This window comes from Thermodesulfobacteriota bacterium (assembly GCA_040757775.1).
Taxonomy (GTDB): domain Bacteria; phylum Desulfobacterota; class UBA8473; order UBA8473; family UBA8473; genus UBA8473.
In genome coordinates this window covers 96,915-119,429 of the sequence record JBFLWQ010000002.1, presented here as the reverse complement: position 1 = coordinate 119,429, position 22,515 = coordinate 96,915, and the positions used below count along the sequence as shown (strand labels likewise).

At 41.5% G+C, this 22,515-nt stretch carries 22 protein-coding genes and 1 tRNA gene; 9 read left to right on the top strand and 14 right to left on the bottom strand.

Annotated features, from left to right (window positions below):
* The first annotated feature begins 21 nt into the window (after positions 1-21).
* From msbA to AB1401_01955, 9 genes are all read left to right on the top strand, one after another.
* Positions 22-1,758, top strand: coding sequence for a lipid A export permease/ATP-binding protein MsbA (msbA, locus tag AB1401_01995; protein ID MEW6614228.1), 1,737 nt, complete (start codon positions 22-24; stop codon positions 1,756-1,758).
* A 9-nt stretch (positions 1,759-1,767) separates the two neighbouring features.
* The gene (locus AB1401_01990) at positions 1,768-2,472 is read left to right on the top strand and encodes a lysophospholipid acyltransferase family protein (protein ID MEW6614227.1); all 705 of its coding nucleotides are present in this window, start codon (positions 1,768-1,770) and stop codon (positions 2,470-2,472) included.
* 76 nt (positions 2,473-2,548) lie between these two features.
* Complete coding sequence (locus AB1401_01985) at positions 2,549-3,865, top strand: 3-deoxy-D-manno-octulosonic acid transferase (GenBank protein MEW6614226.1); 1,317 nt, start codon at positions 2,549-2,551, stop codon at positions 3,863-3,865.
* 33 nt (positions 3,866-3,898) lie between these two features.
* Entirely contained in the window at positions 3,899-5,071 is a 1,173-nt protein-coding gene (lpxK, locus tag AB1401_01980; protein ID MEW6614225.1) for a tetraacyldisaccharide 4'-kinase, read from the top strand.
* Positions 5,010-6,146 (top strand): lipopolysaccharide heptosyltransferase II, encoded by a 1,137-nt coding sequence (gene waaF, locus AB1401_01975; protein MEW6614224.1) that lies wholly within the window; start codon positions 5,010-5,012, stop codon positions 6,144-6,146. The genes lpxK and waaF overlap by 62 nt, the downstream gene beginning before the upstream one ends.
* Positions 6,147-6,156: 10 nt before the next feature.
* Positions 6,157-6,756, top strand: a complete 600-nt coding sequence (locus AB1401_01970) for an HAD family hydrolase (protein MEW6614223.1) — start codon at positions 6,157-6,159, stop codon at positions 6,754-6,756.
* A gap of 173 nt (positions 6,757-6,929) precedes the next feature.
* Positions 6,930-7,988 (top strand): glycosyltransferase family 9 protein, encoded by a 1,059-nt coding sequence (locus tag AB1401_01965; GenBank protein MEW6614222.1) that lies wholly within the window; start codon positions 6,930-6,932, stop codon positions 7,986-7,988.
* A gap of 76 nt (positions 7,989-8,064) precedes the next feature.
* Positions 8,065-9,183, top strand: a complete 1,119-nt coding sequence (locus AB1401_01960) for a glycosyltransferase family 4 protein (protein MEW6614221.1) — start codon at positions 8,065-8,067, stop codon at positions 9,181-9,183.
* 17 nt (positions 9,184-9,200) lie between these two features.
* Positions 9,201-10,139, top strand: coding sequence for an NAD-dependent epimerase/dehydratase family protein (locus AB1401_01955; protein MEW6614220.1), 939 nt, complete (start codon positions 9,201-9,203; stop codon positions 10,137-10,139).
* 17 nt (positions 10,140-10,156) lie between these two features.
* Here the strand turns inward: AB1401_01955 and AB1401_01950 are convergent, their stop codons facing one another.
* From AB1401_01950 to AB1401_01885, 14 genes are all read right to left on the bottom strand, one after another.
* Positions 10,157-11,038 (bottom strand): amidohydrolase family protein, encoded by an 882-nt coding sequence (locus AB1401_01950; GenBank protein ID MEW6614219.1) that lies wholly within the window; start codon positions 11,036-11,038, stop codon positions 10,157-10,159.
* Positions 11,039-11,250: 212 nt separating this feature from the next.
* Positions 11,251-11,907, bottom strand: coding sequence for a methyltransferase (locus tag AB1401_01945; protein ID MEW6614218.1), 657 nt, complete (start codon positions 11,905-11,907; stop codon positions 11,251-11,253).
* A 325-nt stretch (positions 11,908-12,232) separates the two neighbouring features.
* Positions 12,233-12,511, bottom strand: a complete 279-nt coding sequence (locus tag AB1401_01940) for an acylphosphatase (GenBank protein MEW6614217.1) — start codon at positions 12,509-12,511, stop codon at positions 12,233-12,235.
* Positions 12,512-12,527: 16 nt separating this feature from the next.
* Positions 12,528-13,565, bottom strand: a complete 1,038-nt coding sequence (locus AB1401_01935; protein MEW6614216.1) for a DUF1786 domain-containing protein — start codon at positions 13,563-13,565, stop codon at positions 12,528-12,530.
* 207 nt (positions 13,566-13,772) lie between these two features.
* Positions 13,773-14,516 (bottom strand): nucleoside phosphorylase, encoded by a 744-nt coding sequence (locus AB1401_01930; protein ID MEW6614215.1) that lies wholly within the window; start codon positions 14,514-14,516, stop codon positions 13,773-13,775.
* Positions 14,517-14,543: 27 nt separating this feature from the next.
* Complete coding sequence (locus tag AB1401_01925) at positions 14,544-15,689, bottom strand: acyl-CoA dehydrogenase family protein (protein MEW6614214.1); 1,146 nt, start codon at positions 15,687-15,689, stop codon at positions 14,544-14,546.
* Positions 15,690-15,868: 179 nt separating this feature from the next.
* Positions 15,869-16,195: a hypothetical protein gene (locus tag AB1401_01920; GenBank protein ID MEW6614213.1), complete on the bottom strand. Its 327-nt coding sequence runs from the start codon at positions 16,193-16,195 to the stop codon at positions 15,869-15,871.
* 79 nt (positions 16,196-16,274) lie between these two features.
* Positions 16,275-16,350 (bottom strand) — tRNA-Arg (locus tag AB1401_01915).
* A gap of 150 nt (positions 16,351-16,500) precedes the next feature.
* Positions 16,501-17,709, bottom strand: a complete 1,209-nt coding sequence (locus tag AB1401_01910; protein ID MEW6614212.1) for an ABC transporter substrate-binding protein — start codon at positions 17,707-17,709, stop codon at positions 16,501-16,503.
* A gap of 181 nt (positions 17,710-17,890) precedes the next feature.
* Entirely contained in the window at positions 17,891-19,093 is a 1,203-nt protein-coding gene (locus AB1401_01905) for an ABC transporter substrate-binding protein (protein MEW6614211.1), read from the bottom strand.
* Positions 19,094-19,542: 449 nt separating this feature from the next.
* Positions 19,543-20,886 (bottom strand): amidohydrolase, encoded by a 1,344-nt coding sequence (locus AB1401_01900; protein ID MEW6614210.1) that lies wholly within the window; start codon positions 20,884-20,886, stop codon positions 19,543-19,545.
* 3 nt (positions 20,887-20,889) lie between these two features.
* A complete protein-coding gene (locus AB1401_01895) occupies positions 20,890-21,735 on the bottom strand; it encodes a purine-nucleoside phosphorylase (protein ID MEW6614209.1) in 846 nt (281 codons plus the stop codon).
* A gap of 6 nt (positions 21,736-21,741) precedes the next feature.
* A complete protein-coding gene (locus AB1401_01890; protein ID MEW6614208.1) occupies positions 21,742-22,065 on the bottom strand; it encodes a ferredoxin-thioredoxin reductase catalytic domain-containing protein in 324 nt (107 codons plus the stop codon).
* Complete coding sequence (locus AB1401_01885; protein ID MEW6614207.1) at positions 22,065-22,313, bottom strand: glutaredoxin family protein; 249 nt, start codon at positions 22,311-22,313, stop codon at positions 22,065-22,067. The genes AB1401_01890 and AB1401_01885 overlap by 1 nt, the downstream gene beginning before the upstream one ends.
* Positions 22,314-22,515: the final 202 nt, after the last annotated feature.

The following is a 22,515-nucleotide window of genomic DNA, read 5'->3' as shown; positions in this document are numbered from 1 at the left end:
TGACTCGATAGAAAGGGAACAATGGAATTATATAAGCGCTTGCTGGAATTTGTAAAACCCTATTGGTATAGGCTGTTCGCTGCCATGATATGTATGATATTTGTCTCTGCATCTACAGCAGGTGTTGCCTTTTTAGTAAAACCCGCGTTAGATGAGATATTTTTTAAAAAAGACATATCTATGCTGCATTTAATCCCCTTAGCTATTGTTTTATTGTATTTTATTAAGGGTGCATTCGATTATGGGCAATCCTATTTGATGAGTTATGTGGGTCAAAGGATAGTCGAAGACATTAGAAATAAACTGTATTGTAAAATACAAACCCTTTCTCTCTCCTTCTTTACCAAAAACCCTACCGGAGTTCTGATGTCCAGAGTTACAAATGATGTCAACCTTATACAGGGAGCCGTATCCAGTGCAGTTACAAGCGTTCTGAAAGATTCCTTCAGTATTATTGGATTAATCGGAGTAGTATTTTACAGGGATTGGAAGCTGGCAATCTTTGCCTTTTTGGTTTTTCCATTTGCGATTATCCCTATTGTAAAATTTGGCAGAAAGCTTCGATTGCTTAGTACCCTTGGTCAAAATATTATGGGAGCTTTGACAACTCTCTTGCATGAAACTATATCCGGGAATAGAATTGTAAAGGCATTCGGGATGGAACAATACGAAAACAAAAGGTTTTTTGCGGAAAACAATCGGCTGTTTCGAGCTACTATGAAAGCCCAGCATATTCGTTCTATGTCGTCTCCTGTAATGGAACTCATAGGGGGATTTGGGTCTGCATTGGTTGTTTGGTATGGTGGATACTCCGTTATAAAAGGCTATTCCACCCCGGGCAACTTTTTTTCTTTTCTTGCGGGGGTAATTATGCTTTACGAGCCGATTAAAAGGCTTAGTGGAGTGAACAGTGTAGTTCAGCAGGGACTGGCTGCTGCTTATAGGGTGTTTGATATTCTAGATACCGAACCTGAAATTCAGGACAAAAAATATGCAACGCCTCTTGCACCTGTTTCAAAGGATATAGAATTTAAAGATGTTTCCTTTAAGTATGATAACGAATTGGTTTTAAAGAATATTAATCTCAAGGTAAAGGTAGGAGAGGCTGTTGCCTTTGTTGGAATGAGTGGTGGGGGAAAGACTACATTGGTTAACCTGATTCCCCGTTTCTATGACGTATCAGAAGGGGCGATATTGATAGATAACGTGGATATTAGGGATGTTACTATTGAATCTCTTCGGTCACAAATTGCTATAGTAACACAGCAGACAATCTTATTCAACGATACTGTTATGAACAATATTGCCTATGGTGATATAAAAAGGTCCAAGAATGATATTATAATGGCAGCGAAAGCTGCCAATGCCCATGATTTTATTATGGAAACCCCTGTGGGATATGATACCATGATTGGAGAACAAGGGGTGAAGCTTTCTGGTGGACAGAGGCAGAGGATTTCAATTGCCAGGGCAATCTTAAAAGATGCTCCCATTTTAATACTAGATGAAGCAACCTCATCTTTAGATTCTGAGTCTGAAATTGAAGTACAAAATGCCCTGGAAAACCTTATGAAGAACAGGACTACCTTCATTATTGCCCACCGGCTTTCTACTATTAGAAATGCTGATAGGATAATAGTTATCGTTGGGGGGGATATTGTTGAAGAAGGAGTACATGAAGAACTTCTCAAGAGGAACGGAGAGTATACAAAACTATATGAATTACAGTTTAGAGACAATGGAGAGGTTGTTAAATAGAACAAAAACATGGTGACGTTCAGAGAGATTAGAAAAAGGTTTATCAGCAAAAAATTCGAGAAAAAGATAAAAACAACGGCAGCACCATTATTAGTAGTTTTAGTGATTAGATTTTTGTCTTTAACTTTGAGGATAACAGAACATAATCCAGAAAATGTTAGACAAATTTGGGGGAAAAAGAGGAGTGTAATAGTTGCCTTCTGGCATGGAAGATTGCTGATGGTTCCGGTATTGTTCAATCGCTATAAGGAAAGGCGTGTTTATGGGCTTATGAGTCATCATAGCGATGGGGAGATTGTTAACAGGTCCACACAACTTATGGGATATGAGACAATTCGAGGTTCAACTAAAAAGGGTGGTTTTTCTGCCCTTCGCAGGATGATTAAAGTTTTAAAAGATGGTTCAGATTTGGCATTGGCTCCGGATGGGCCTAATGGGCCGAGATATAAGGTTCAAAGAGGTATTATTGATCTGTCAAAGTTAAGTGGATCTCCTATACTCCCGATGGCTTTCAGTTCTTCCAAAAGGAAGATATTCAAAAGCTGGGATGCTTTTTTGTTGCCTGTCCCCTTTTCCAGGGGCGTTTTTGTATGGGGAGAACCTGTCTATGTTGAGGACAACGGTGACGAGGAATATCTGGAGAAGAAAAGGATGCTGCTGGAAGAGAGACTTATAGCCGTTACAAACCTGGCTGATAATTATTTTGGAAAATAGGTGGTTGGGAGTCAGGAGTCAGAATAAAAAGATACCGAACAGGAGCTAAAGCAGATAGAATAGCAAATGGTGAAAAATGTACCTCTTGTACAATCTGATTCTAATTCTTGCATTAATATTTGCCCTTCCTTTTTATTTGTTTAAGATGATAACTGCCGGTAAATACAGGAGGAGTGTTCTTCAAAAGTTAGGCTTCCTGCCGAAAAAGTTAACAGAAAACCTTGCTGGAAAAAACCCCATTTGGCTTCATGCTGTTTCAGTGGGTGAAGTCCTCTCATCCATCTCCATAATCAGGATGATCAGGGATAGGTATCCAAATCACAAAATCATTCTTTCTACAGTTACAGAGGCAGGAAATTATACAGCAAATTCTAGAATTATAGAGGCAGAAAGCATAATCTACTTTCCCCTGGATTACCCCTGGGTAGTAAAAAGAGTTATCGATGCAGTCAACCCCCGACTGTTTGTAATTGTGGATACCGATATCTGGCCTAATTTTTTAAGAGAATTAAAGAAAAGATATGTCCCATCCATTATTATTAATGGCAGGGTTTCTCCCAGGTCTTATCGAAGATATAAATGGTTTAAGTGGTTTATCAAAGTAGTATTGGAGTGCCTGTCCGTTTTTTCCATGCAATCTAAAGTAGATTCAGACAGGATAATAAGCAGTGGTGCAGATGCTACCAAGGTGATAACGACAGGGAATCTAAAATTTGACCAGACGGTTCCTGATCTCACTGAGGCAGAAAAAGAAGGGCTTTTGGATTCAATGGAGATAAAGCCATATCGGAAAGTTTTTATTGCAGGCAGTACCCATAAAGGAGAAGAAGAGATTGTTCTGGATGTCTTTGAAGCTCTTAAGGGGGAATACCCCGATTTAGTCCTTATTCTGGCACCCAGGAATCCGGAGAGGTTTAGAGAGGTTGAGAATCTGGCATCCCAACGAAGTCTTAATTGTACAAGAAAGACGAGGGTTAAAGAACATAGTGGCGGTTTGCGAACCGCCACTGCTGAGGTAATCATCCTTGATACAATAGGAGAATTATGTAAGATATATTCTATCGGGCTTCTGGTCTTCGTTGGGGGGAGTTTCGTTAAGATCGGTGGGCATAACCTCCTTGAACCAGCGGCTTACAAGAAAGCTGTAATATTTGGCCCTTATATGCATAACTTTTTAGAGATTTCCAGGGTGTTGAAAGATAGTGGCGGTGGGGTCCAGGTCAGGAATAAAGATGAGTTTCTCTTTCAGGCAAGAAAGTTGCTTGGTGATCCTTCTCTTTTACGCCATTTAGGGGAAGCAGCCTATAGTGTAATTGAAAAGAATCAGGGGGCAACCCTCAGAAATATGGAGATAATAGATAGATTTATAAGACCCCAAAAGACAGAGTTCTAAGATATTGGCAAAAGCGGGAAATATATTAGGACTTTGTCCTATATCTGTTTTTTAATTAAAGCTATGAATCTCAGAGCCCTTTTTGAAAGGATTATTTGGCAGAGGCACGATAGAAAATATATAGAGATAGTGCTGTTCCCTTTATTCTTGCTCTCTCTGCTTTACAGGGGTATTATCCAGACCAGGTATTGGTTATACCAGAGGGGTATCTTACGATCGAAGAAACTTCCCTGCAAAATCATTAGCGTTGGGAACATCTCTTTAGGTGGATCAGGAAAAACCCCTACAACTCACTATATTGCCAAATTACTGAAAGAAAATGACTTCCGGGTCGGAATAGTGAGCAGAGGATACAGGGGCAAGGGAACTGATGAGGTAAATCTTGTATCGGAAGGGGATAACGTTTTATTGAGTCCGAGGGAAGCAGGTGATGAACCCTACATGCTGGCAAAGAAATTGAAGGGTATTCCGGTTCTAACCTCGAAGGATAGATATCAGGGGGGGAAATATGTGATCGAGCGTTTTAACAGTAACGTATTGATTTTAGATGATGGTTTTCAACATATAAGGCTTAAAAGAGACCTAGATATTCTCTTGCTGGATTCACGGATAGTATCCGGTAATAATTATCTCTTTCCAAGAGGGGTGCTTCGGGAACCATTAATGAACCTGAAACGGGCAAATGTCTTTTTGGTTACAAGGGCAAAAAGCTCAGATAAACAAAGGGAATTGACACGCACAATAAGGAGCATTAAAAAAGACGCTGAAATCTTTTATGGTTATTTTCAGGCTAAACATCTGATAGACCCTTTTGGAGAGAGGAAAGGTTTGGATTATTTAAGGGATAAAAGGGTGTTGGCCTTTTCGGGGATCGCTAATCCAGAACACTTTACCGCTTCATTGAAGGAGCTGGGGGCAATAGTGGTAGAGGAATTGATCTTCCCTGACCATCATTGGTACTCATCAAAAGACTATAAGAGGATAGGGGAGATTTCAGGAGAGGTCAATTTTGCTGTAACTACAGAAAAGGATATGGTGAAGATAGACAGCTCCTTTTTGAGCAATGTTAAGACCTTTGCCCTGAGTATAGAATTGTGTCTGGAGAGAGAAGAAGAGTTTAAAGATTTTTTGTTGAAGAGGGTGAGTGAGGCATCCACAAACAGTAGGACAGGCGTCTCGCCTGTCAGAGAGGTATTTTCAAATTAGAGTAAAGAATAAAAAAAGGATAGACGTTAATAGTATTGATAAGATTCTTATCAGGTCAACTAACTGGATTGGTGATGTTATCCTTACCTTTCCGGCTATAGCCACCATTAGGAAGAACTTCCCCAGATCTTATATAGCGATTTTGAGTAGACCCTGGGTAGCTCCTTTACTTGAAAATAATCCTGATGTGGATGAGGTTATTATCTACGAGCATAATGGAATACACAATGGTGTATTGGGAAGGCTCAGGCTGGCGAAAGCTCTGAGAGAAAAGAGGTTCGATCTGGCTGTTCTCCTCCAGAACGCTTTTGATGCTGCCCTGATAGCCTTGCTGGCAGGAATTCCCATCAGGGCAGGGTATAACAGTGATATGAGGGGACATTTATTGACTAATAAAGTAATATTAGATAAAACAGTGCTTGGAAAGCATCAGGTCTATTACTACCTGGAGATGTTAAAGGCTCTGGGGATGGACATCGTAGATGAGGACCCTCTGGTTAAAGTTTCTGATGAGGCAAGGAAGAGGGCAACAGAAATACTGGGTCCCCTCAATATACAGAACGGTGAATTATTGGTAGGTATAAACCCGGGGGCATATTTTGGCTCTGCAAAAAGATGGCTTCCTGAAAGATATGCCTTATTATCGGATATGATACATAAAGATTTTAGAGGCAAGATATTGCTTTTTGGCAGTAAAGAGGAAAAAGTAATATCTGAAATGATACTGGGCATTGCTAACTCAGATGTCATAGATCTTGCTGGTAAGACATCCCTTTTAGAGACTATGGCTTTGATAGAGAAATGTAGTCTTTTTATAACGAATGATTCCGGATTAATGCATTTAGCCGCCGCTTTAAAGATTCCGCTTATAGCGATTTTTGGGTCAACCGACCCTGTTACTACTTCTCCCCTTGGAACCAGTAGTATAATTATTAGAAAAAAAGTGCCTTGCAGTCCATGTCTGAAGAGAGAATGCCCCACAGATCACCAATGCATGAGATTGATTGAGGTTGGTGAGGTTTATGAACATGCAAGGCAGATTTTAACGGACAGGGTGGTTATAAGATCATGCTGAGTGAGCTAAAATGAATATAGCTGTCTTTATGGACAGGGATGGGACTATAAATGAGGAGACAGGTTACCTGAAGGACCCCTGTGATTTGAACATATTGCCCCGCGCTCTTGATGCCATAAGACTGATCAATGAAAACCAGATTAAGGCAGTTGTTATTACTAATCAGTCAGGAGTAGCCAGAGGATATTTCACTGAAGAAATGGTGGAAAAAATCCATGTGAGGTTGAGGGAATTACTTGGGGAAAATGGTGTTTACCTGGATGGCATATATTACTGTCCCCATCATCCAGAGATTGGACCTCCCGAGTATCGCAAAAAATGCAATTGCAGGAAACCGGCTCCAGGAATGCTGAACATGGCATCTGCCGAACTGGAAATAGACCTTTCTCATTCTTATGTTATTGGAGATAAGCTAACTGATATTGAGCCTGCCTATAAGGTCGGTGCTAAGGGAATTCTTGTTTTGACCGGTTATGGCAAAGACCAGATGGAATCCCTTAATGAAAGATCAAAGAGACAGCCACATTACATTGCCAGGGATATACTTGAGGCAGTGAACTGGATATTGCATGATCTACACTTAAACATAAAGTCAACTACCATCGGCTAAAGCCGATGGCTTGAGGGTTCAAGGATTCAAGGGGTCAAGTGATCAAGGGAGAATCTTTTCTTTACTACTATCGAATCCTGGAATCCTCGAACCCTTGCGGCGCAAAAGATCGAACTGAAGTCTTCGCCTAAAGGCGAGGGTTTTTCTCCTAATCCCCGAGTGAGACAATAACAATGGAAATCCTAATTGTAAAATTAAGTGCTATCGGAGATGTGGTTCATACCCTTCCTTCTCTTGAGGCTTTACGTGCTGCATATCCTGATAGCCGCATTACCTGGCTGATTGAAGAGGATGCAGAGCAGATAATTAGAAATCACCCATGTCTGGATAACATAATAGTATCTAAAAGGAAGACATGGATGAAAAGTATCTTTAAGCCATCTACCTGCCTTCGGACTTTTGGAGAGATCATGTCTCTTATTAAAGGATTGAGAGAAAAGAATTATGATCTTGTTATAGACTTCCAGGGGCTTTTTAAAAGTGGGATCCTAACCTTGTTAAGTGGTGGAGAAAGAAGACTAGGCTATGATAAGACCCGGGAGTTTAGTTATTTTTTTCTAAATGAACGGGTTTCCCCCTATAACCCTGATTTGCATGCTGTTGAAAGATACCTGAATCTTATAAAATATCTAGGGGTTGAGGTCAACAACCCCAGGTTTTTAATTCCCTTTGACAAAAGAGATATGGAGTATGTTAAGGGGTTTTTAAGGAACAATGAAATAGATGAAAATGAAAGGATAATTGCTGTCAATCCTGCTTCAGGATGGGAGACTAAATTATGGGAGGGGGAGAAGTTTAGCCTTTTGTGCGATAGGATTAACGATGAACTTCCTGCAAGAATTGTTTTTACCGGGGGCAAAAATGATCTGCAGACGATAAATGCCATATCTTCTAGAATGCGAAGCCCTGCACTTAATACCACAGGCAAGATGAATCTTAAGCAGCTGGCATGTCTTTTAAGTTTAGCAGACCTTATGATTACGACTGATACAGGACCCATGCATGTTGCATCAGCGATGAAGACGCCTGTAATAGCCATATTTGGTCCAACAGCACCATGGAGGACCGGGCCTTATGGTAATGGTCATACGGTTATAAGAAGCAGTGTTGCCTGCAGCCCGTGCTTCAAGAAAAAATGCGACACAAAAAAATGTATGGCTGAAATAACTGTTGATGATGTGTTCTCTTTAGCAGCACAGAAATTAACCCAAATAGTTCATCCTGAAAAATGAAACATTTACCCCCCCCTTCACCCCCCTTTGGAAAGGGGGGCTGGGGGGTTCAAGTGAAAAAGTCTAAGGAGTAAAATTGTATAAGATACTGCATACGGAATGGTCTGATGGCTGGGGTGGCCAGGAGAAGAGGATATTACTGGAGGCTACCGAGTTTCAGAAGAGGGGGCACTACGTAGTCTTGGCATCTACTCCAGAAAGTGAGATAGATAAAAGGGCTAGAAAGGCAGGCATATCAACTGTCACTATGCCTATGCGGCATAGTTTCGACCTCTCGGCGTCTTTTAAAATATTCAGGCTGATAAAGGAAAAAAGGATTGAAATTGTAAATACTCATAGTTCAGTTGATAGCTGGATCGCTTCTTTTTCGGTTAAATTAGCTAGGAGCCCAATTTTAATAAGAACACGACATCTGTCTGTGCCAATATCTACCAATCCTCTAAATTTCATCTATCGGCTTCCCGATGCCATAATAACCACTGGCGAATCTATAAAAGAGAGAATGGTAAAGATAAATCAGCTTGATAATAGTAGGATTTTTTCAATTCCCACTGGCGTTAAATTACAAGAGTTTGATCCTGACATAGATGGACATTATTTAAGGGAAGAGCTTGGAATAAATGGTGTAACACCGATTATTACAATGGTAGCTGTTCTGAGAAGCTGGAAAAGGCATGAGATTTTTTTGGATGCAGCGAGATTGGTACTGAAAAACTTCCCTGAAGCTAGATTCTTAATAGTGGGGGAAGGACCAAGGAGAAAACATGTAGAAGCAAAAATAGAAGAGCTTGGCATTAGTGATTTTACCATTATGACAGGCTACAGGGAAGACATACCGGAGATCCTTTCTGTCTCGGATATATCAGTGTTAACCTCTGAATCGTCTGAGGGAGTTCCTCAAGCCTTGATTCAGGCAATGGCAATGGCAAGACCGGTAGTAGCAACAAATGCGGGAGGTATACCAGAAGTTATAAGTGATGGTCAGACGGGGATACTAATTGAGCCAAATGATGCAGAGGGATTAGCAAATGCCATTCTTCGACTACTTAAGGATAGTGAATTTGCCCGGAGAATTGGCAAAAACGGAAGGAAATTAGTTGAAGAAAGATTTAGCTGCGACACGATGATAGACAAAATAACCAATTTGTATGAGACAATCCTGTCGAAGAAGAGAAGAAACCCCCAAACTAATTGAGAGGTTACGGAAATCTTATGAAATGTTTAGTCACAGGAGCTGCTGGCTTCATTGGTTCCCAGCTTTCAAAAAGGTTAATCAATGAAGGCTATGAGGTCATAGGGATCGACTGCTTCGTAGATTACTATCCAAGGGCACTAAAAGAGAGGAATATTAACGAGTTAAAAAAAAGAGAGGAGTTCAAATTTATTGAGGCAAACCTGATTTCCATCGATCTTGGAGAATTGATTTCTGATGTAAGTTATATATTTCACCAGGCTGCCCAGGCAGGGGTAAGGGCCAGTTGGGGAGAAAATTTTAGCATATATTCTGATAATAATATCTTGGTCACTCAACGATTACTAGAAGCTTCAATAAATTCCGGAATCAAAGGGTTTATTTTTGCTTCGTCTTCTTCTGTGTATGGAGATACCGAGGACCTGCCGATGCGTGAGACATCGATTTTAAGGCCGGTCTCCCCCTATGGCGTATCAAAACTGGCGGCTGAGCACTTGTGTTATCTGTATTATAAAAACTATAAAGTACCTACGATTTCCTTACGCTACTTTACTGTATATGGTCCTGCTCAAAGGCCAGACATGGCATTTAACAGATTTATTACTTCTATGTTAAAAGGGAAAGAGATAACTGTTTATGGTGATGGAGAACAGACAAGGGATTTTACGTATATCGATGACCTTGTTGAGGCAAATATTTCTGCTATGAAGTCAGACTCTATCGGTGAAATCTTTAATATTGGAGGAGGGTCCAGAGTAACAATAAATTCTGTGCTTAAAATCTTAACGGAAATCTTATCCGTTAAGGCAGAGATTGAATATAAAAACAATCAAAAAGGAGATGTAGGTCACACATGGGCTGATATTTCGAAGGCAGAAAATATATTTGGTTATCGGCATAAGGTAACGCTTTACGAGGGCTTAAAGAGGGAATGTGAATGGTTGAAGGGTGAGAAGTGAGGAAACAAGGAAACAAATCAAATATATCCACGAAAGAACCTTGAGGCATTTTTATAAAATACTTTTTCATAAAATGTGCGGTCCATTTCTCGTTCCAACCACCCTAGAACAGAGTTACGGTATCCCCATCCGATGTTCGGGAAGTCACTACCAAACAGAATACGGTCAGAAATCTCATAGAGTTGTTCGTGGTTGATAGAGTGCATTCCATCATCAATAAGAGAATTGTTTTTGACCGCAATTCCCGCAGTATCGAAATAAAGGTTTGGATACTTCTCTATGAGCTCCCACATTTCTTCATACTCATCAGCCCCCATGTGGGGAACAATAACCTTCATTTCAGGATATTCTTCCATAAAACGTTCCAAATGGGTTACACCTGTGTAAGGGAACTGAAATTTTAAGCCTGGAAAGTAATTTGTGTGGGAAGGAAAAGTCCCAATATGAACGAATAATACCTTATCATACTCTATTATTTTATCATAGACAGTTTTCATCCGCCGGTCAGAGATATAAAAGTCTGTTACCATCAGCTGAAGTTTGATGCCTGCAAAGCCAAAATCACAGAAAATTCGGTCCATCTCTTCGGAGTTTCCAGTATCACCAGGATGGATTGTGCCAAATGGTATGGCAACACCTTTCAACTGGGGAGAAGAACAAAAAGAGTTTGTCCATTCATTGATGGAACTGGCAATACCTGGTTTGTGAGCATAATTGAGTATCAGAAAATGTTTGACCCTATAATTTGATACCAGCTTCATAGCAAGATTTTTAGCCGTGTCTTTAAGATAAACCGGCCAGTAATGACTAGCCATGTATTCCCAAATAGCATGTAATAATTTTTCAGGAAAGAAATGGGTATGTACATCAAAATAAATGAAATCATCATAATCCATCATTATGTTATCCTAGTACCTTAACGTTGAGCCTGTAGAAAAAGCCCTTTGATAGAGAGTTAGTTCTCCGATCAGCTCAGATTTTTTCAGGTTGTTAATTTAGCCGAGGCAGTTCATTTTTCCTGCCAGGCATTAATACCGTTGTTTCAACTCATGAGGTTTCCAATGTTGCTGTTTTGTTCAGCTTCCTTCCTGCATTATGCAGGCATTTGTTCTTATGCCAGGCCGGGAAACCACCGCCATCGGACACGGTCCATGTAATCAGCATACTCCGGAGCTTCCCGCAGGAAGCCTTCCTCTATGAAGCTCTTTAACACTATCAAGCCGACACCGAGGAGCGCCATCGTCACATTGCGTGGTGAGAACATGCGAAGCGAGAACCCAACGTAAGAGAGGATCAGTCCCGTATAGATTGGATGACGGACAAATCCGTACGCGCCGCGTGTGATGATATTCCGCTGAGCCGGAACAAGACCTATGTTTCGACCTAAACTGAGACGTGCATACACAGCTACAGCCAGGGCAAGTATTGAAAGGAAATTCGGGATTACACCAGGGATAAGGGCAGTTCCCTTCTGGGCAAATGCTGCGATAAAAAATCCGAAATAAGTAACTACAAATGCCAGCAGCCAATACCATGGATTGGGTGTTATGCGAATCGGCGTGGTGCGGATAACCATTGTTATTATTATTATAAGGAGTTGAATCGCAATCGAGGCACGGGGGAGGTTCATTTCGCCGCGCATCATGATGCGAAACAGTATATAGACAAACGGCATCACCGCCAGAACGGCAATGGTTTTGTCCACCCACGGGATAGTAAGTGAGTCGAAGAAATGCTGCCAAAAACCTTTTTGCTGATTTGAAGACATAAACTTATCCCTCCCTGTTTATCTGAGATTTTTTCCTTTTCGAGTTCCATTATTCTATTTTGAAACGTCAAGAGTTGCTCCTTTGTGGAAAGAATACTATCAATGGACTCGATAAGGCGTTCTTTAAGCTCACTTGTGTCAGTAAAAATCTTATCAAAATCTCGAAGATTTTGAATAATCGTTATCATATCTTTCGCTGCTTTGAAACTATAGAGATTGCCGATGGTAAATATTCAGGCATATGGTACCTCACTGATTTTATTTATGCTGTTAATATTTATTTTTTGTGTAACAAAAAGATGACTGTGAGGCTTTTTCACCAGTTTCAATACGTGATGGAAAACCTGTCAAATTCTCCTTTATAGTCCTGCCAATCTATAGAAATATCTGCCACTATTGCTCCTGCAGGTCCGTGATTACACCATTTAATCATACTCTTAACCCTGTCTTCTTCTCCTTCAAAAACAGCTTCAACACTTCTGTCCCGCAGGTTCCTCACCCATCCGTTTACGCCTAGTCGCCTTGCTTCATATTGGGTTTCAGCACGAAAATAAACCCCCTGAACCCTTCCTTTTACTATAACATGGGCTCTAGTTTTTGGCATTACCTCTCCTTTTTTACTATTTACCAAAAAATCCCATGGCAGCCCTTACCAACCCGAAACACCCTGTTAACATCATATCGCCGTGGGGAACAGCAAAGTAGTACCCTAAACCTTCTGCCAATCTTCTTTTAGGGCCTGTTATAGATATTAACTTAAATCCGTTCCCCGGAGAGAAACCAGGCTGGATAAAACACCCATGGCCACCGTCTTCAAATACCTCCTCGTTAGTCAGTCTTCCCTCTAAGAGACGGTGGATATAGTCTTCCAATTTTTCTGGAGTCATTGATCCACTGTGGTGTTCAAATAACCCAAGCATTTTGCTGTCTTTAACCAGGGCAGCAACAGTATGCTGGTTTCCAACATTAACAATGACCACCCCCTTTTTATTTTCTTTTTCTATTGAGGGGTCACAAAGGGTTCCAATGATAGCCGCTGTACTTGTGTCCATGACTATCGCCTCAGGAAGGTCATTCTTCAGAGCCATCATTCTGGTAAGGTACCGGGGCGGGCTCTGATACGCTAAATGGGATATCTGCCCGTCATTCTGTAGAAATTCTTGCCAATGTTGAAACCGAAACTTCCGATTGCTTCCATATATACATTCACCATGGTCCTGAACCGCAATTGCAAAATTCTCTGGAAGCTCCGTGTCAAAGCAGGATAGCGCCTTCTTAAGAGCAATTAGATCAATATCTCCCAGTACAACTGGTATTGCATCTTCGGGCGGGTCAGTAACGATTTTTATTCCCATTTTCTCCACTCTGGTTAAGTTATCGTGGATGGTCTTTGCTGCTAACCCCGTGGCAAATACTTTGAGGCCGGCATTGATATGGTTTCTTATTGCCATTACACAGGGGCCACCTCCCATAAGGTTCCCTTTCAGAAAGATGGCATTTCTATCTCGTGTTATCCTGGCAATACGATTTGCTATGATCCTTGTCTGAGAGGGCAAGATCAGCTTAACGGAATTCTCCACAGGGCTACTCTCTTCATACAGCAGGATATCCTGTGTTCCCCCTCCAACGTCGATAGCAAGGATTCTAATATTGGACAATATTTTTTCTCCTTATACCTTTTTGAAAGTCAACCATCATTCCGACTTGTCGGTATAGCTTGAAGGTTCAAGTCCGCCAGAGGCAGAAAGGGGTCAAGTGATCAAAGGGGAATTTTTTGGTTTTTGTCCCATTCCCCAAAGGAGGCAATAAGATTTCTCGTTTCACTCGAAATGATAGCATTAGAATGTTATTTTTGAGACGCTTTGTTAAACCATAACTGTGGGGATGAAGAATAGAGTTTCACAGGCTGCTTTCATTGCTGAAAGATATTTGTCCCCTCCAAACCCAGATTTCCATTTTAAAGTAAACAGTTCATCGGAAACTACCAATAACCCTCCTGCATCAATTCCCCTGAACGTCCCCACTGTGAAGAGGGCTGACATCTCCATTTCAACCCCCAAGACATTCTGATTTTGGTACGTGGTTATTTTTTCAATTGTTTCCCGAAAGAGGGCATCTGTTGTCCATACCTTGCCTATAGTGAAGTTAAGATTATTTGACATACAACGGTCCTTCAGGTATTTCAAAATCTTTTTGCTGGCCTTGGGAATCGGTTCACCCAGAGGATAATGCTGGGATGTCCCTTCCTCTATTAGTGCCTCGGCAGGAATTATATAGTCTCCTATACGAATGTCTTTTTGGAGAGAGCCACATGAGCCTATGCCAACTATATTTCTGGCTCCCATGGCAATCAACCTCTCCATGAGTATCACAGCGATAGGAGCTCCCATTGCAGGACCGGCAATGGAGAATCGATTGCCATTGAGATTCAGGTCGTACAATTTGGCGAAATTCAATCTTCTTGTTCGTGATTCATCCAGATTTAATACATTGAAGGCGATCTTAAGATCTGTAGGTGAGAAAAACAAAAGTACCGTTTCTTCCACATTTGACTCTGTTCTGCCTTTTCTCGGCTCTATAATAACTGGTTCTTCAGATGGTAATTTCACGTGAATAACACAATCCTCCTTCTTTGTTTAAAGCCCAATAAGCCCTCCAATAACGACTTTCATAACCTCTGTGGTGCCGCCAACAATGGTATATGCTCTGGCATCACGGTATCTTCTGGCTATAGAGTACTCTTCCATAAATCCGTAGCCTCCGTAGAGCTGTAAGCAATGGTATGCCACCCTGTTAGCCATTTCTGTAATCCACCACTTTGCCATAGAAACCTTTTTTACAATATCTTTCCCTGCTATATGGTCGGCTATTAGAGTATCCAGGAAGGTTCTGCCTAGCTCTACTTCAGTTGCTAACTCCACGATTTTGAATGTATTGTGCTGGAATTTACTTATGGGTCTATCAAAAGCAGTTCGACTTTTGCAGTACTCAATGGTTTGCCTGAGTGCCTCTTCTGTATCTGCCTGGGCACCAATTGTTATCACAAGCCGCTCTTGCTGGAGATTCTTCATCATATAGGCAAAAGCCATACCTTCTTCGCCCAGGAGGTTTGACTCAGGCACACGGCAGTCTTCGAAGACCAACTCAGCAGTATCCTGGCCTCGTAAGCCGAGCTTATGGAGTTTCCTGTCGTGTTTAAAGCCAGGTGTCCCGTCTTCTATCAAGAGTAGACTAATCCCCTTATGGGGAGGGTTTGCCTTTGGATCTGTTTTGCAGGCTACTATTGCCAGGTCACAGCTTACGCCGTTGGATATGAATATCTTTTGACCGTTAACAACATAGGAATTGCCATCTTTTATTGCCGTGGTGCGCATGGCCTGAAGGTCTGAGCCGGCATCTGGTTCTGTCATAGCAATAGCAGTAATGCAATGACCTGAAGTACATCCAGGCATCCACTTTGCCTTTTGTTCCTCGTTTCCATAGTCACCAAGATAGGGAGCAATGATATCGTTATGTATCCCTGCTCCTAAACAACCTGCACCAGCCCTTGCTATCTCTTCAATAATAATAACCGAATACTCAAACCCTGCGTTAAAACCACCGTATTTCTCATCTGCCCACGGACAAAGAAAGCCCTGTTCACCGCATTTGTACCAGATCTCCCGAGGAACTACGCCTGTTTCTTCCCATTCTTCAATATGTGGTACTACTTCCTTTTGTAGAAATTTCCTTAATGTCTCGCGAAAGATTCTGTGTTCTTCCCGATAGAAATCATTTGCCATATTTACCTTCTACCTTTCCTCTTGAGTTTTTTATAGACTTTCCGGGATCCCTTCCGCTTTAACATCAAAATACCAATGAATCAAAAAAACACAGAAGTTGGTTATTTTTGTCCTACTATCGATGGGTTACATACTATATGGCGGTATATGTAGTAAACAGAATGGCTGTTTGTAAATGTTCATTCAATTACTTCAAAGATGCTGACTTCTTCTATATCCAGGAGTTCGAATGTTTCTGTATTCTCGATATTTATGAATGCCTTTTCAAGCTCGTCCCTTTTTTTTACCCATTTTGGGCGACACTTATCACATACACGATGGGAAGCATCGAAGGATTTGAAATCCTTTCCACAAACGATGCATTCTCTTTGTTTACAAATTAGCTCTGACAACCCTACCTTTTTTCGAGCCTGATTGATAGAGATCAGCTCAAAATCGCTTTCAGTGAGGTCAGGCAACCCCTTGCTTTTGCGAATGTGATTTACATATGCCATTTGGGAAGCCATTTTCCCCCCTGACATTATTAGAAGGAGTATAAGTTTTGGTCTTTATAATCCTGGGTTTTTTAATTATAAATAGGGTTATTGGCGGGCGATGTGGGATTCGAACCCACGGCCTCTGGTTCCGGAGACCAACGCTCTATCCTCTGAGCTAATCGCCCTGTGACTTTTCTTTATAGCCTGTCTCAAAGTTTCTGTCAATATGCTATTCATCGGATGTCATTTAAACGACCATCTCCTGACCGATGAGTAAACCCCTAAACGGAAACAACTTCTGGAAGATTGCAATGTGAAGGTAATTTATTCAGGTTCTATTTGATTTCAGGTGCCTTTCTCCAATCGCTTATCGGGATAAGCTTTCCTGTAGCTGGATCGCCCTTGTATATCTTATCGTATGTTATTCCTGCATGGTTCTTCGAGGTGTAGGTAATGGAACCACCTATCCCTTTCGTGTCAAAATTTTTAAAGGTTTCTAATGCATCTATGAGTTTCTCATTATCCAGGTCTTTACCCGCCCTCTTTATCCCTTCGTAAAGTAGTGTTGCCATCATCCAGCCGATGGTATAATTTTTAGGTCTGTAGGGTTTTTCCGTTCCAGGATAATATTGAAGTGTTATCTTTCTCATCTCTGCCATTCCCGGGGTGTCATCGTACCAGGAACTGTAAAAATGAACTCCAAAGAATTTATTCGCTAACTTTTTGGCACCGTTGACAACATCCTCACCGGTTCCTGAATACGTTGCATATACATTGCTGTCAAGCCCGAGTTTTTTTGAGTCTCTGAGGAGCGCAACTATTGCGTCAGTAGTGAGAAATGGTATTACATAATCCGGTTTTTCCTTTTTTAGTAGCAATATCTCGGAGGTGAGGTCTAAAGCACCTAATACAGTCATAACAACCGGAACATCCAGATCAAAAAATTTAGACCACTTCTTGACTGCTCTCAGAAACTGTACCTTAGCACCAATATCAAGAACAATGCATGCTATCCTGGCTTTCTTAGGCTTCGATTCCTGAACCATCCAATCAAGCAGAACCCCTGTCTGGTTATCATACGTATCTATGGCTAAGAAAAGGTATCTCTTATAAGGATCAACGACCTCTGTATCCGCAGCAAGGGGAAAGGCAGGAAGTTTTTGTTCCATTATGTGTCTCATTAAAACAGCTGTTTCTCCACTAGAACCAGGCCCTAACAGCGTAAATATCTTATCTCTAAATAACAGTTTTTTAAATGCCGCCACAGCCATAGGGATACTGTAGCGGTCATCCTCCAGGATCAACTTGATCTTCCTCCCATTAATCCCCCCCTGATCATTCACATATCTCGTATATGTCCTGATTCCATCTACGATAGGAATCATTATCCCGGCAACTGGCCCTGTCATATCCCAAATAGCACCTACCTGTATTGTGCTTTCAGTGACCCCTCTTACTGATTGTGCCGGGCTTGAAGAAGCCATAAGAGTTATTAAAAAAAATACGATAATTCCAGCTACAAAAAACCTTTCCTTTCTTTTCATAAGCATACCCCCTTTTTTTGTAAGAACTAAGTAATTAACGTTCCTCCATTCTTAATAAAAAAGCGCCTTCCTTTTTCCCTTTATACCCTTGGAAATTGAATAAAGATAACCTCATGATCACCCCTGTGTGATTTGGGTTTGCCCTCACAACATTTAAATATCTGATTTTGCCTCCAGACTGTCATTTTTTTGAAGGCGGCAACCTCCAGTCACTTATGGGGACAAGTTTAACGGTTGCAGGCTCAGCTCTGAAAAGCTTATTGTAATTCAACCCGTGATGAATTTCAGGTGTATATGTTATAGGACCACATATACCCCGTGTGTCCAGGTCTTTTATACTCTCCAATGCATCCACCAAGGTTTCGGAATTCAGGTTTTTTCCTGCTCTCCTGAGTCCTTCAAAAAGAGTGTATGCCGTAGCCCAGCCAATAGAATAGGTTTTGATTCTGTAAGACTTTTCAGCATCCGGATTATATTTCATGCTTATCTTCCTCATATCTACTATCCCAGGGTTTTCCTCATACCACGAACTGTAAGGACTCACACCTGTAAAGTTTTTTACTGCTTCGCCGCTAATCCCTATGATATCCTCTGTAGTTGTTGCAGATGTCCCAAAAACGGGGATATTTAAACCGAACCTCCTGAGTCCGTTGAGAAGGGCGGCAGCCCCTGGTGCGACGTGATGTACTAAAATATGGGTTATCCCAGCTTTCTTCATGCTCAAAATTTGGGATGTAACATCAATTGCGCTAAGAGGAACAATCTCGAAATGAATTTTTATTCCAAAGGACTCTCCCCATCCCTCCGTTGCTCTCTTAACAACTTTTCCCGATTCCACATCTGGGTAGCAGAGAGCAATCTTCGGATTCTTAGCCTTTAACTCATCAAAGATGTGATTAAATATTACACCTAATTCGTTATCATAGAAACCGTTTGCAGGGAATATGTAACGTTTATACGGCTCCATTATCGACCTATCAGGGGCATAGGGTAAACAGGGAACATTGTTTTCTTTAATATGGCGAAACAGTACTCTGGTTTCGCCGACAGAGACAGGGCCTAAGAGTGCCAGTACCTGGTCTTTAGACACCAGCTTTTTAAAGGCAGCCATTGCCGAAGGGATAGAATAACGAGAGTCCTCTATGATGAATTTTATCTTTCTGCTGTGGATACCCCCCCCATCATTTACACCTAGAAAAAAGTTCTTACAGGCAGCAACGATTGGAATTGCAAAATTCGAAGTGGGCCCTGTATGATCGCCTATTGACCCGATTATTATCGAGGTGTCCGTGACCCCTCTGACGTCCTTTGCCTGAGCGGGTGAATCCGCCATGAAAAAAATACTTGCCAACAGTGCAATTGCCGTGAATAGCCTTCTTTTCATTTTCATATTTCCCCTTTCTTATTTTTTACGGCTCGTAGTTCCAAACAAATAAAAAAGGCACCATCCTCTGGTTTCTCAGTAACTTTGGGAATCAGAGAAAGACGCCTTTCATAATTACCCCTGTGTTAATTAGTCTACCCTGAAAAATTAAAAATTTCTTTTGGAGCGAACATGAGCAGGATTTTTGGGGTACCCATCTTGATGAAGCGGAAGATAAGCATTTTCAGGTGTTTGACCCGCCAGAGGCGGGGAGTTCCTGAAAATGCCTGGAGCAAGTCATAGATGGGTCAAAAAACCTGCACCAGAGAGCGGAAAAGGGAATTTTTCAGGATGAACTAATTAGAGGCTACAAACTTACCATTGCCTTTTAACCATATTTTTCTCTATACATTAATTACCAGAGAAAATCCAGTTTTTTTCTCTGGTAAATTTTTTTGCAAGCATTAAAATCAGCGGCTGTCCAAGCTACCCTTTACTCTCAAAGCAATCTGCCTAACCTTTTCCATAACTTCATCTTTGTCAATAGTCAGAAGCCTTCGGTCTTTCATAACCAGCTTTCCATTGATAATGGCAGTTGTAACGTCTGCTCCGCTGACCGTATATACCAGGTGTGAATATATATTGTAAAGTGGCGTAAGATGGGGTTTGTCCATATCAATTATTATCAAGTCAGCCTTTTTCCCAACTTCCAGGGTTCCAACCTTGTTGTTGATGTCCAATACCCTGGCACCGCCAATAGTAGCCAACCCTACCACTTCCCTGGCGTTCATCACTGTTGGATCACCTCTGTAAACCTTATGTATCTTAGCGGCGGTATCCATCTCCTGAAACATATCCAGGTTGTTGTTGCTGGCACATCCATCGGTACCAAGACCGACGGCAATTTCTCTGGACATTAGTTCTGGAACAGGTGCTACTCCGGACGCCAGTTTCATATTGCTTTCAGGCATGTGAACAACCTTTACTCCATGTTCTTTCAGAATATCCATCTCATCCTCTGTCAAGCAGACACAATGATCAGCTATAAGGTTTTTACCCAGAAAACCAATACTGTCCAGGAGGTAAACCGGGCTTTTCCCGTATTTCTCTTTGACCTCTCTGACCTCACTCTCGGATTCTGAAAGATGGATAATAAGTGGAACACCATACCTGTCTGAAAGCCTCTTTGTATCCATCAAAAATTCCGGAGAGCAGGTGTAAACAGCGTGAGGCTCAACTGCAGGGGTAATCAGGGGGTCCCCTGTCCATTTATTGATTAACCACTCAGTATATTCCAAACCTTCCTTGTGAGTCTTAATATTTGGAGATGGGAAATCAAACAGGACTTCACCGACTACAGCCCTGATCCCGGCTGCCTTCGCAGCCTCAGCGACCTTGTCTTCGAAAAAATACATATCACAGAATGTAGTGGTACCGGAGAGTATCATCTCGGCACATGCCAGTAATGATCCGTAATATACCAGTTCTCCGTCAGCCTTGCTTTCTACCGGGAATATGTATTCAGTCAGCCACTCCATCAAAGGCAGATCGTCGGCAATACCTCTGAAACAGGTCATTGCAGCATGTGTATGGGAATTTATCAGACCGGGCATAATAAGGCTTCTCCTGGCAATTATAGTCTCTTCAGCATTAAAAGATTCTTCTAAAGAATTCTCTTCACCAAGGAACTCTATTAAATCATCTTTTATAACTATAACGCCGTTGTTGATAATCTCCCTGCCCGGAACCATTGTAAGTATGGTGTCACAATAGATTAAAAAATCAACTTTTTTATTTTGCCCTGTATTGTTCATATCTTACTTTCTCTTCTTTCTTTCAATTACTTCTATCTCTTGAACCACCCTTTCTATCAGCTTTACCAGCCTGGGAGCTGTGTTATTGGCTACATCAATTATCTCTTCCAGGGAATGGGGTTTTAAGTTGTCCGGTATGTTCAGATTCGAGATTACCGAAAGACCCAGTACTTTCATCCCGGAATGTACGGCAACTATGACCTCCGGGACAGTGGACATACCAACCGCATCGGCCCCGATCATTCTTAGAAAACGAGTTTCAGCAGCTGTTTCCAGACTTGGCCCCATAAGACCGACATAGATGCCTTTCTGAATACGAATCTTTTCCTCTGATGCCACCCTTTCTGTAAGACTAACTATGTCTTTAGTATATGGCTGGGACATATCGGGAAACCGAGGACCTAAAGCGTCTATATTGGGACCGATTAGTGGATTACCCCCTGTAAGATTTATATGATCGGTTATTATCATTATATCTCCAGGGTTAAATTCGGGATTCAACCCGCCGGCTGCATTCGATACTATCAGTACTTCAACACCAAGGGCATTCATCACACGGATAGCAAAGGTCACCTGCTGCATGGAGTAGCCCTCATAATAGTGAAACCTCCCCTGCATCACAACTACTTCCCTTTCAGCCAAAGAACCAATGACCAGATTTCCCATATGACCTTCCACTGTTGATCGCGGGAAATTCGGTATTCCCTCATAAGGAATGGAAGTTTTTACATTTATCCTGTCAACCAATCCCCCAAGTCCAGTCCCCAGCAAAATTCCAATCCTGGGTGTAATTTTAGTCTTGGCAATGATATACTCTTTGGCTTCTTCAATCTTTTCTAATAATGGCATCCCTTTCTAACTTTCTGCTGGTCTCCTCTCAGGTATATACACGTGAGGAATTTTACCATCGTTCCAGTCTTTTGAGACATAGAGATTGCAATAGCAGCTTCCGTATTCTGCTACGTCTGGTGTGCGGTATATACAGGGGCAGATTATATCCTTATCCTCCTCTTTGTTGTTTGAGGCCAGCCGACAGGGGCAAGACATATAGCCATAACGGTCTTTATTGATGAGAAGACCCTTAAGAAGGCCTACCACCCTATCCTTATCCGCGTTAAAAAAGTAGCCTTTTGGCTCCTGTGCCTTTCGTAAAATCTCGTAAAGCTGTTCCAGATCCATTATAGCCCCAATGCCTCCTTTATCTCCTTTTCTTTAAAACCAACGATTACTTTGTTGCCAATAATAATAGTTGGAAACGAGCATGCAGAGTTGTATTTTTTAACTTCTTCCAGAATGGCAGCCCTTTCTTTGCCGGAAAGCATGTCCACATCTGTAAATTCATATTTTACATTCAAGTCGTCCATCAAGTTCTTGGCAGCCTTACAATGGCTGCAGGTACTGAGTGTATATAGTTTGACAGGGTGCATATTTTATGCCCTTTCTCTTTATTTCCTTCATAAGTTTATCCTCCAGCCATTAAAGACTGAAAGGACTAAGAAGCCATGTCTCTCTTGTAAAGGGAAATCTTTCCGAAGCTCCCCGGTTATTAATAAGTTCGCTCTATAAAATTCCCTTTTCCGCTCTCTAAAGCAGTCTTTTTTATCTACCCAAGACTTGCTTCAAGCATTT

What these genes read in the sequence shown, in the direction of transcription:
- msbA (MEW6614228.1), top strand. Translation starts at nt 22, where the DNA reads ATGGAATTATATAAGCGCTTGCTGGAATTTGTAAAACCCTATTGGTAT.
- AB1401_01890 (MEW6614208.1), bottom strand. Translation starts at nt 22,065, where the DNA reads ATGGATCTGGAACAGCTTTACGAGATTTTACGAAAGGCACAGGAGCCA.
- AB1401_01955 (MEW6614220.1), top strand. Translation starts at nt 9,201, where the DNA reads ATGAAATGTTTAGTCACAGGAGCTGCTGGCTTCATTGGTTCCCAGCTT.
- AB1401_01925 (MEW6614214.1), bottom strand. Translation starts at nt 15,689, where the DNA reads ATGGCAAATGATTTCTATCGGGAAGAACACAGAATCTTTCGCGAGACA.
- AB1401_01950 (MEW6614219.1), bottom strand. Translation starts at nt 11,038, where the DNA reads ATGATGGATTATGATGATTTCATTTATTTTGATGTACATACCCATTTC.
- AB1401_01940 (MEW6614217.1), bottom strand. Translation starts at nt 12,511, where the DNA reads ATGCCAAAAACTAGAGCCCATGTTATAGTAAAAGGAAGGGTTCAGGGG.
- AB1401_01885 (MEW6614207.1), bottom strand. Translation starts at nt 22,313, where the DNA reads ATGCACCCTGTCAAACTATATACACTCAGTACCTGCAGCCATTGTAAG.
- AB1401_01905 (MEW6614211.1), bottom strand. Translation starts at nt 19,093, where the DNA reads ATGAAAAGAAGGCTATTCACGGCAATTGCACTGTTGGCAAGTATTTTT.
- AB1401_01910 (MEW6614212.1), bottom strand. Translation starts at nt 17,709, where the DNA reads ATGAAAAGAAAGGAAAGGTTTTTTGTAGCTGGAATTATCGTATTTTTT.
- AB1401_01990 (MEW6614227.1), top strand. Translation starts at nt 1,768, where the DNA reads ATGGTGACGTTCAGAGAGATTAGAAAAAGGTTTATCAGCAAAAAATTC.
- AB1401_01985 (MEW6614226.1), top strand. Translation starts at nt 2,549, where the DNA reads ATGTACCTCTTGTACAATCTGATTCTAATTCTTGCATTAATATTTGCC.
- AB1401_01895 (MEW6614209.1), bottom strand. Translation starts at nt 21,735, where the DNA reads ATGCCATTATTAGAAAAGATTGAAGAAGCCAAAGAGTATATCATTGCC.
- AB1401_01965 (MEW6614222.1), top strand. Translation starts at nt 6,930, where the DNA reads ATGGAAATCCTAATTGTAAAATTAAGTGCTATCGGAGATGTGGTTCAT.
- AB1401_01900 (MEW6614210.1), bottom strand. Translation starts at nt 20,886, where the DNA reads ATGAACAATACAGGGCAAAATAAAAAAGTTGATTTTTTAATCTATTGT.
- AB1401_01920 (MEW6614213.1), bottom strand. Translation starts at nt 16,195, where the DNA reads ATGGCTTCCCAAATGGCATATGTAAATCACATTCGCAAAAGCAAGGGG.
- AB1401_01970 (MEW6614223.1), top strand. Translation starts at nt 6,157, where the DNA reads ATGAATATAGCTGTCTTTATGGACAGGGATGGGACTATAAATGAGGAG.
- AB1401_01945 (MEW6614218.1), bottom strand. Translation starts at nt 11,907, where the DNA reads ATGTCTTCAAATCAGCAAAAAGGTTTTTGGCAGCATTTCTTCGACTCA.